Raw genomic sequence first — 10145 nt, forward strand, 5'->3', positions numbered from 1 at the left:
GCGTCGGCGCGATGGCGCTCGCCGGTCGCGGCGCGACGGCCGCGCGCCGCGTGCCGCCCGGCTGGCTCGGCGCGGCAGGCGTCGTGTTCTTCCTCGTGCTGCCGGCGTTCACGGCGCTGCCCGATGCGGTCGCGGGGCTCGCGGATCTCGGCCTGTCGGCGTCGCTCGCCGCGCTGATGCTGTGGATCGTCAGCGCGCCCGAGCATCCCGTCGTCGCGTTGCTCGACTGGGCGCCGCTCGCCTATCTCGGCACGATCAGCTACGGCTTCTACCTGTTCCACAACCTGATTCCGGCGCGCTTCGGCGCCCTGCCCGCATCCTTCGCGCACGTGCCGATGCCGGAGATCGTCCGCGACACGCTGCCGGAAATGCTGCAATTCGCGCTCGCCGTGCTGCTCGCGCACCTGTCCTGGCGTTATCTCGAAAAGCGGCTGCTCGACTTCAAGAAGCCGATCGCCGCGCTGCTGGCCCGGCACTTCGCCACGCAGCCGAGCGCGTCGCCGCGCTGAGCGGTACGCGGAAGCGGCGTACGGCGCAAGCCGGACGGGAACGCTTCGATATCGGCGACACCCGACGGCCGGCTGCATGGCAGCCGACGCTGCGTCATCGCGCGACACCCGTGCGAGTGTCGTGCATGCCGCGCACCCCCTCCACCGCTCCGGTCACGCGGCGCGTGCTTCCGCACCGGTTTCACGCGCGACGCGCGGCCTCGTCGGTATGCGTCGCGCAGCGCAGGACACCGCCTGCCGCCCGTTCGCGGCACGACACCGAGACGTCGCGCACCCTGCTCGTGCGCCCGCAAAAACAAAAAAGCCCCGGCGCGCGAGCGGCCGGGGCCAACGGAACAACCACCACCTGAAACGACGGAGCGCGCGGCCGCTTTAAGCGACGGCAGCCAGCGCGGGCAAGCAGGTACGCAGATACGCCTCGAATTCGCGGCTCACTTCCGGATGCTGGAGCGCGAGCTCGACGGTGGCCTTCAGATAGCCGAGCTTGCTGCCGCAGTCGAAACGCGTGCCGTAGTAGCGATACGCGAGCACCTGTTCGTTCGCGAGCAGCGACTGGACGGCATCCGTGAGCTGCAGTTCGCCGCCCGCGCCCGGCTTGAGCTTGCGCAGGTGATCGAAGATCGTCGGCATGAACACGTAGCGGCCGACCACGCCGAGGTTCGACGGCGCATCCTCCGGCGCCGGCTTCTCGATGATGCCCGACAGCTTGATGATGTCCTCTTCCCATTCCCGGCCTTCGACGACGCCGTACGAGCGGCTGTCCTCGCGCGGGATCGTCTCGACCCCGATCACCGAGCTGTGATAGTGGTCGAACACGTCGACGAGCTGCTTGAGCACCGGCTGTTCGCCGTGCAGCAGGTCGTCGGCGAGGATCACCGCGAACGGCTCGCCGTGCACGAGCTTCTCCGCGCACAGCACCGCGTGGCCGAGGCCGAGCGCTTCCGGCTGGCGCACGTAGAAGCAATTGACGTGGCTCGGCTTGATGCCGCGCACGAGCTCGAGCAGCTTTTCCTTGCCGCGCGCCTCGAGCTCGGCCTCGATCTCGTACGACTTGTCGAAATGATCCTCGATCGCGCGCTTGCTGCGCCCGGTGACGAAGATCATCTCGGTGATACCGGCGTTGATCGCTTCCTCGACCGCGTACTGGATCAGCGGCTTGTCGACGACGGGCAACATTTCCTTCGGGCTCGCCTTCGTTGCCGGGAGGAACCGCGTGCCGAGACCGGCAACGGGGAACACGGCCTTGGTGACTTTCAACATGTTCGCATCCTGATAGCGTTGACTGCGCCGCGTCGACCCGCGACCCGGCGCGATTGTGTTCCGAACGGCATATCGAGAATCGACGGTACTGCCAATTCCGCTCCGCTCATTTTCGATATGAACTGATTGCCCAATTATTCCGGAAAAAATATAATCGTCTCAATCCGGTCGATATTGCCGAACCGATTGCCGAAGCAGAAACAAATTACCGATTTTCCAGATACAAATTCTTACGATTCGAATTCCTCGATATAGGGCACGCCGCCCCGCTCGAGGCCCGGGCGGATCGGTTCGTTCTTCAGCGCCTCGCGGTACGCCGACAGCACGGCCATGACCAGCAGTACTGCAGCGCTCGCGATCCAATGCATGTCCATCTTGCCGCTCCTTGCATCACTCAACTGGAGCTTTCAAACTATCAGAAAAAAATCGGCAAATAATTCGCGCCCCTCGGCGAACCGCTTTCGGGTCGCGATAAATCCATGAGGTGGAATACCGATATTTCCGGGCGAGATTTTTTTATTCATTGACCGAATTCTTGCGCATTACGATTGGATGAAACTTCCCGTCCATCCGTCGCAAGGAATCGAATCGCATGCAAGCTTTCAGCGGATCGTCTCTGGCCGCGCCGCCCGTCGCCGATCACAAGGAACACGTGATCGACGCGATGCGCGGCTTCGCGGCGCTGCTCGTCGCCTATTTCCACTGCCGCCAGGTCGTCTGGGTCGGCATGCAGAGCTTCCATCATGCTTACGGTCATGCACTCAGCCCGGGCGTGATCGCCGGCTACCTGACCTTCCCGTTCGCGTGGGGCTCCGCCGGCGTCCCGATCTTCTTCGTGATCAGTGGCTACTGCATCCACCGCAACGCGGCGCTCAAGCTCGCGGCGAACCCCGCGTACCGGCTCGACGCGCCGAACTTCTGGGTGCGCCGCTTCGCGCGCATCTACCCGGTGCTGCTGGCCGCGCTGCTGTTCACGCTCGCGCTCGACGCGGTCAGCCTGCAGATCGAGCCCGTCAGCCACAAGATTCGCGACGTCGGCCTGGTCGCGTTCCTCGTGAACCTGTTCTCGCTGCAGGGCGTCGCCGGCTACACGTACGGGTCGAACGGCGCGCTGTGGACGCTCTCGCTCGAAGTGCAGTTCTACGCGATCTATCCGCTGCTGTTCGCGCTGCGCCGGCGCATCGGCATGCCGGCCGTCGTGGCCACGGTCGCGCTCGTCAACGTCGCGTCGGCATGGCTGCTCGAACGGCACGACCTGCAGTTCTTCACGTCGTACTGGCTGTCCTGGACGATCGGCGCATGGATCGCCGACGTGCGCGCGCAGCAGTCACGCGACACGGCCGTCGTGCCGTCGCGCGCGTGGTACGTCGCGGCCGCCGTGCTGCTGGCCGCCGGCTGCGGCGCGTTCCATGTCGGCCAGTACGGCGCATTCCAGCTGTGGTCGGCCGGCTTCGCGTGCTTCCTGTACCGCGCGCTCGCCCGCCCGCCGCGCCCGACGCCACCGCTGCGCGTGCTGAGCTGGTTCGGCGATTTCAGCTACTCGCTGTACCTGGTCCACCTGCCGCTGTTCGTCTGCCTCGGCTCGGTGCTGTTCCACTCCGAACTGCAACTGTCGATCTGGCCGTCGTTCGCGTTCATGGCCGTCGCGATTCCGGTCGCGTACCTGTTCTACCGGATGTTCGAACGACCGGCGATGATGTGGTCGGCCAGCTTCAAGCCGACCCGCGCCGCCCGCGTCGTCGCCTCGACGCCCGAACAGGCCGTCTGACACAAGCCGGCCGGCCCGTCCGGTCTCGAAGCCCTCGCGCGGCGTCTCGCTGCGCGGGGGCTTTTTCACGGCCGGCACGCGGTCGCGGGCCGGTTCGACAAGGAACGGCAGCCTGCCGCTCTCCGACCGCGCCACGACCCGCGTAAGCCGTCTCTGCGGGGTTGCCGCGGCACGACTGCAACGGTGTCGCCTGCCCGCTTCACGTTGCCGATGGCCCCGATCCCGGTTTCAGATGACGGTCGGCCACGCTCGCGCCCGTCGCGGATTCGCGGCGCAAATCCGCCCGCCTGCCCGGGCCAGACACCTCGCCCGCCGAAAAGCGAAGCCCCCGCGCAGCGCAACGCCGCATGGGGGCTCGTTTCCCGCCGGCTCGCGCCGGCTGCTACTTCTTCGCGTTCGCGGCCTTGGCGGCCTTCGCCGTATCCGCGAGGATCTTCTCGACCCGCTCCACGTAGGTTTCGGTCCCGAACCGGCGCACCGCGGTCGCACGCCCGCTCGCGACGAGCCGCTCGCGCAGCGCGCGGTCACGCTTGAGCGCCGCCAGCGCATCGGCCAGCGCGGCCGCGTTGCCCGGCTCGCAAAGCAGCCCGTTGTCGCCATCCTCGATGATCTCGACGACGCCGCCCGCCCGCGCCGCGACGACCGGCCGGCGCGCGAGCATCCCCTCGACGATCACGCGCCCGAACGGCTCCGGCGTGATCGACGTGTGCGCGACGACGTCGACCGCCGTCATGCACGCGGCCACGTCGCGCTGGAACCCGAGGAAATGCACGCGTTCGTCCATCCCGTGCTGCGCGACGAATTCGTGCAGTTGCGCCGCATAGTCGTCCTCGCCGAACAGCGGCGCGCCGACCAGCACCACGTGCATGTCCGGGTGCCGCGCGGCGGCCTCCAGCAGCACGTGCTGCCCCTTCCAGCGCGCGAGGCGGCTGAACGAGCCGACCAGCCATGCGTCCGCGGGCAAGCCGAGGCGCGCGCGCAGCGCGGCCTGGCTCACGCCTTCCAGCGCGTCGAACGGTTCGGCCGAAATGCCGTTGAACACCACGTCGACGTGCTGCGGCGTGAAGCCCGTCAGCGCGCGGAACGCCTGCGCGGAAGCGTCGGAGTTCGCGATCACGCGCGTGACGCCGAGCCGCGCGCAATACTTGATCGCCTTCAACTGCTTGCCGCCGAAATGATCGGTGCTGACGATGTCGCGCAGGTGCCAGACCACCGGCTTGCGCGCGAGCCGCCCGGCGAGCGCGGCGACCACCATCGCGCGTTGGGTGTTCGCGTAGATTACCTCGGCGCGGCGCGCGCGCCGGGCGACGTCGCGCACCAGCCGCACGAGCTGCTTCACCGCGCCGAACGACACGCCGCCCTGCTTGCGCACGCCCGCGAGCGCACCCTGCTCGACCACGTCGACGCGCGCACCGATCTCGTCGAGCGCCGCGCGGAACGGACCATCGGCGAACAGCAGCACGTCGGCGTTCGCGCGCATGTGTTTCATGATCTCGAGCAGCGACAGCTCGGCGCCGCCGAGCACACCGCTCTGGTCGAGCACGAGCGTCGCCGGGCCGCGCGCGGCCGGCAGCGGGGCGGCCGTGCCGCGCTGCGCGGTCGAACCGGGCAGCGCCTGCTCCACGTAGTCGAGAAAGCGCCGCCGGAACGTGTCGGCGGAAAAGCGCTCCGCGTTCGCGCGGCACGCGTCAGGCGTGAAGCGCTGCGGCGCACGCTCGAAATCGTCGACGGCCGCGACGATCGCGTGTGGCGTCTGCTCGTCGAAGAAGAGACCGGTCGGGTTCAGGTTCGATTGCGGGTCGAGCACGGTTTCGAGCGCACCGCCCTTGCCGTATGCGATGACCGGCGTGCCGCACGCCTGCGCCTCGACGACCGAGATCCCGAAATCCTCCTCGGCCGCGAACACGAACGCCTTCGCGCGCCGCATCCGGTCGTGCAGCACCGCGAACGGCTGGTAGCCCATGATCTCGACGTTCGGGCCGGCCTTCGCGCGAATCTTCTGCATCTCGGGGCCGTCGCCGATCACGACGAGCTTGCGCTCGGGCGTGCGCGAAAACGCCTCGACGATCAGGTCGATCTTCTTGTACGGCACCATCCGCGACGCGGTCAGGTAGAAATCCTCTTTCACCGCGTTCAGCGAGAACGCGTCGACGTCGACCGGCGGAAAGATCACCGCCGCGTCGCGGTGATAGACCTTCTTGATGCGCCGTGCGATGAACGCGGAATTCGCGACGAAGCCGTCCACCGCGTTCGCGGTACGCGTGTCCCAGTTGCGGATGTAGTGCAGGATCATCCGCGCGAGCAGCGATTTCGGCCCGTGCGTGAGGTTCGACTGCTCCAGATACTGGTGCTGCAGGTCCCACGCATAGCGGATCGGCGAATGCACGTAGCTGATGTGCACCTGGTCCGGTCCGGTCAGCACGCCCTTCGCGACCGCGTGGCTGCTCGAGATCACGAGGTCGTACTCGGATACGTCGAGCTGCTCGATCGCGAGCGGCATCAGCGGCAGGTAGCTGCGGTACTTGGTGCGGGCGAACGGCAGCTTCTGGATGAACGACGTCGTCACCGGCTTGCCGCGCACGAATGCGCGGTCGTCGAGGAAATCGACGAGGCTGAACAGGTCCGCGTCGGGAAAGCACGCGACGATCTGTTCGAGCACGCGCTCGGCGCCCGCATAGGTGACGAGCCAGTCGTGGACGATCGCCACGCGCAGCGCACGCGCCGGCTGCCGCGCGCCCGCGCGCTCGGCCGGCACCGCGCGGTGCAGCGCGGCGTCGCCCGGGTGGGCCACGGCGGCATCGGCCGCGGCGAGATTCAGGACGGCGTGTTCCGCCAGATCGCGATTCATATGGTTTTCCTCGCATTGAGACGGACAAACAGGTCGCGCACGAGTGCGCGCAATCCCGGCGTCATCGTGAGCGACCACGCGACGTTCAGCACCAGCACGACCGCGCACATGCCGATCGACTCGCCGAGCCCCGACCAGGCTTGGGCCAGAAACAGGCTCGCCAGCAGGAAGGCGAGATGGGCGAGCATGTCGAGCACGATCGCGCGCATCCGGATCGCCGACAGGTACAGCAGCACGCCGTAGTCGACGAGCGCGCGCGCCGCGACGACCACCGCCGCGCCGATCAGCCCGAAGTGATGAATGCCGAACCACAGGCCGCCGACGAAGAACGGCATCTCGACGAGCCCGGCGAATGCCGCGCGGGCCGGGTTGACCTGCGACTGGATCAGGATGCGCGTGACGCTCGCCTGGCCGACGAGCCACACGCTGATCACCAGCACGCGGCCGACCGGCGCGGAATGCGCGGCGAGATCGGCGCCAACCCACAGCGTGAGGAACGGCGCGAGCGCGAAGATCGCGACGATGCCGACCGGCGTGAATACGCCGTTCAGGAATTCGAGTGACTGGCGCGCGAGGGTATCCGCATGATCGCGGCCGACCGCCGACAGCCGCGGGAACAGCGTGCGCACCAACGCATTCGGCAGCATGTTCAGGCGCGTGACGAGGTTCTGCGGCACCGTGTAGTAGGTGACGAACTTCGCGCCCATGCCGGCGCCGAGCATCACGCGGTCGAGCGTGTCGGCGATCATGCTGGTCGTGCTCGCGATCAGCATCCAGCCGCCGAAATTGAACAGCCCTTTCGCGGTGCCCCACTGCGGCGGATCGATGCGGCGGATGCCGAGCACCTTGATGCTGGCCTGCCCGAGCATCACCGCCGCGATCAGCCGCGCGACGACGGCCGCGGCGAGCACCGTCTGCAGGTTCGGCGCGATCCACCACGCGGCGGCGAGCGGCAGCAGCTGGAACAGGAACGTGCCGATCGTCTGGTTCGTGTTGAACACGCCGAACCGTTCGGCGCCGTTGATCGCGCCGGCGAACACCCACGACACGTTCGCGAGCGGAATCGCGAGCGCGAGCCACGGCAGCGCGAGATACACCTCGTGCTGCATCGCGGCCGATACCTTCGTGAAATACGCGGTGTAGACGAACGCGCCGAAATAGATCAGCAGCCCGCCCGCGATGCCGGTGCCGAGATTCAGCCAGAACGCGCTCCAGAACACGCGTGCGCTTTCGTCGGCGTTGCCGCTCGCGAGCGCCTTCGAGATGTGGTTCTGCGCGGCCATGCTCATCCCGAGATCGAGGATCCCGAAATAGCCGATCAGCGTCCACACGAGGCTCACGACGCCGTAGCGTTCGACGCCGAGCGCGTGGATGTACGCGGGCACGGTCACCAGCGACACGAAGGTCGGCAGGATCAGCCCGATGAAGTTGATCGAAACGTTCTTGAGTATGCCTTTGTCCATGCTTTAGCCTTGTGTGACGTTGACGCCGACGACGGCGCGCCGCCCGTCACGGTTTCCAGCGGTACATGAGCACCTTGCCGCGCGCGTCTTCCTCGACGAACACCAGGTACTCGCCGTTCTCGCGCCGGAACGCACTGATACCGAACGGCACGTCGACCCAGCCCGACGCCTTGCCGACCTCGGCGCCCGGGCTCATCACGCCGACTTCCTTGCCGGTTTCCTTGTCGTACACGTGGATCTTGCCGACCGGCTCCACCGTGAAGAGGTAGCGGCCCTCGACCGTGATCCCGATCAGGTCGAAGATCGGCTTCGCATCGAGCTTCCACGGCAGCGCCACCTGGTAGCGCGCGACCGGCGAGCCCGTCGACCACTTGTCGAAGCGGATCAGCACGCGCCCCACTTCCTTGTTGATGCCCGGCTGCGGCGGCGCGTCGGCCGTGTAGCCGGTCACGTACAGCGTGTCGGTCTGCGGCTCGTAGATCGCGCGGCGCAGCTGCGTGAACGGCTGCGGCATCGGGTAGGTCGTGACCTTGTCGTACGAATAGATCGGGTTGCCGGCCGTGTCGACGCCGCCGTACTGGAAGCGGTGGATGCCGCGCACGTCGCTCGTGCGCCAGATGTCGCCCTTCGTGTCGACCCACCAGCCCCAGCCGCCCGCCTTCGCCTTGCCCGTCGTGTTGATCTCGGACTCGTCGGCATCGATCCGGCCGTTGCCGTTCGCGTCGCGCCACAGCCAGTCGCCGCCCGGCGGCTTGTTCGGCACCTTGTCGACCGGCCGCGCGCGGCCCGCGATCAGGCCGGACGGAATCGCGACCTCGCCGTCGCGCTTCGCGTCGAACCGGTAGATCTTGAGGTGATCGGCGTACATGTCGGTCAGGTACAGGAACGTGCGCCCGTCGACGCGCCGCGCGATCGGCATGCCCGGATACTGGTCCGTATGGAACACCGGGTCGTCCGGATACTTGAAGCGGTTCGACAGGAAGCCGACGTATTTCCAGTCCTGGCCCGGCGGCTTCGACAGGTCGAGCTCGAAGCGCTTGTTGCCCGTGTACACGCTGTTCGGCCGCGCGGGGTCGAGCCACGCGCCGTCGACGAACAGCAGCCCCTGCACCTGCCAGCGCAGCTTGCCGTCCGGCGTGTAGCTTTCCAGCACCGCGCCGAGCCCCGCGCCGATCGTGTCGTGGCGCGGCCCGATCCCGTTCATCGATACGTAGATGTTGCCCGCGCGGTCGACGCCGACGCCGGTCAGCCCGTTGAAACGCTGCGGGCCCGGCCGCCCCGGCACCGGGCCCGCGAAAATGCCGCCGCGCTCGCCGAGCGTGCCCGACGGCGCATAGCCGTTGCCGCCTTTCGAGAAGATCAGGATCTGCTGGCGCGGCCCGTTGTCCGCGACGAGCACGCGCCCTTTCGCGTCGACCGCCACGTCCACCGCGTCGGTGCCTTCCGGCAGCGCCGGCGCGTCGTCGAGCTTGCGGCCGTCGGCCCGCACGTGCACGAGATGCGCAGGGCCGCCCAGCGTATCGGTCAGCAGCCACAGCGTGCCGTCGCCGGCGAGCGCGATGCGGCCCGGCTCGTGCGCGCTCCACGTGCCCTTCTGCTGCATCGTCTCCGCGTCGTAGACATCCACCACGTCGCGCGACGGATTGGTCGCGAACAGCGTCTTGTCGTCGGCCGCGAGGCCGCCCACTTCCGCCTTCGCCTCGCCCACTTCCGAGCGCGCGGGCGCCGGCACCTCGTTCATCATCATGAAGCTGGCGGCCATCCGTGCGCGGCCGGTATCGGCGCGCCCGCCCGGCGCGACCTGCGGCGCCGCGCGAAACGGCGCGGGCTGCTTCATGTCGCCAATCGTGCGCCGCGAGATGCCGAACCATTGCTTGCCCTTGTCCGGCCAGATGCCGGGCGACTGCAGGTGACCGCGCTCGTTGCCGACACCGATCGCGACATACGCGTACTTGCTGTTCACCGCGATCGCGCTGCCGCCGAGATTGCCCCAGCCGTGCGTGCCGCCGGCGAAGCCGAGCATCTTCCCGTCCTGGTAGACGCTCGCCTCGGCGCCACTCTCGTCCCACGGCGCATTCGTATACACCTTGCCCTCGGGCGTCACCGCGATCGCGCGGATGTCGATCTGCGTCCATGTGCCATCGCCATAGCCGAACGTGTTGCCGATCCACGAGGTCGTCGCGGGCAACACCGTTTCGGCCGGCGCGGCGCTCGTCAGCAGCACCGCGCATACCGTCATGCCAACCAGAATCAGACGTCGCAATGCGCTTCTCCAGACTCGATGCAACAGCGACCGG

At 67.8% G+C, this 10145-nt stretch carries 7 protein-coding genes; 2 read left to right on the forward strand and 5 right to left on the reverse strand.

The window, feature by feature from the left end:
* On the forward strand, positions 1 to 509 hold a 509-nt coding region (locus H3O04_RS30265; RefSeq protein WP_442862853.1), incomplete at its 5' end, for an acyltransferase family protein.
* A 372-nt stretch (positions 510 to 881) separates the two neighbouring features.
* Here H3O04_RS30265 and galU read toward each other — a convergent pair.
* The gene (gene galU / locus H3O04_RS30270) at positions 882 to 1769 is read right to left on the reverse strand and encodes a UTP--glucose-1-phosphate uridylyltransferase GalU (RefSeq protein WP_006482949.1); all 888 of its coding nucleotides are present in this window, start codon (positions 1767 to 1769) and stop codon (positions 882 to 884) included.
* Positions 1770 to 1999: 230 nt separating this feature from the next.
* Positions 2000 to 2143: a hypothetical protein gene (locus H3O04_RS30275; protein ID WP_006479318.1), complete on the reverse strand. Its 144-nt coding sequence runs from the start codon at positions 2141 to 2143 to the stop codon at positions 2000 to 2002.
* 218 nt (positions 2144 to 2361) lie between these two features.
* Between H3O04_RS30275 and H3O04_RS30280 the strand changes: the two genes are divergently transcribed.
* Positions 2362 to 3537, forward strand: coding sequence for an acyltransferase family protein (locus H3O04_RS30280; RefSeq protein WP_074803838.1), 1176 nt, complete (start codon positions 2362 to 2364; stop codon positions 3535 to 3537).
* A 382-nt stretch (positions 3538 to 3919) separates the two neighbouring features.
* Here the strand turns inward: H3O04_RS30280 and H3O04_RS30285 are convergent, their stop codons facing one another.
* From H3O04_RS30285 to H3O04_RS30295, 3 genes are read right to left on the reverse strand one after another with little or no spacing between them, the layout of a single operon-like run.
* Entirely contained in the window at positions 3920 to 6385 is a 2466-nt protein-coding gene (locus H3O04_RS30285; protein ID WP_012338476.1) for a glycosyltransferase family 4 protein, read from the reverse strand.
* The gene (locus H3O04_RS30290) at positions 6382 to 7848 is read right to left on the reverse strand and encodes a flippase (RefSeq protein WP_006479321.1); all 1467 of its coding nucleotides are present in this window, start codon (positions 7846 to 7848) and stop codon (positions 6382 to 6384) included. Before H3O04_RS30290 ends, H3O04_RS30285 begins: the two co-directional genes overlap by 4 nt.
* 46 nt (positions 7849 to 7894) lie before the next feature.
* Positions 7895 to 10087, reverse strand: a complete 2193-nt coding sequence (locus H3O04_RS30295) for a hypothetical protein (RefSeq protein WP_202589078.1) — start codon at positions 10085 to 10087, stop codon at positions 7895 to 7897.
* Between the last annotated feature and the right edge of the window lie 58 nt (positions 10088 to 10145).

It is taken from the genome of Burkholderia sp. KCJ3K979 (genome assembly GCF_016759955.1).
GTDB classification, from domain to species: Bacteria; Pseudomonadota; Gammaproteobacteria; order Burkholderiales; family Burkholderiaceae; genus Burkholderia; species Burkholderia orbicola.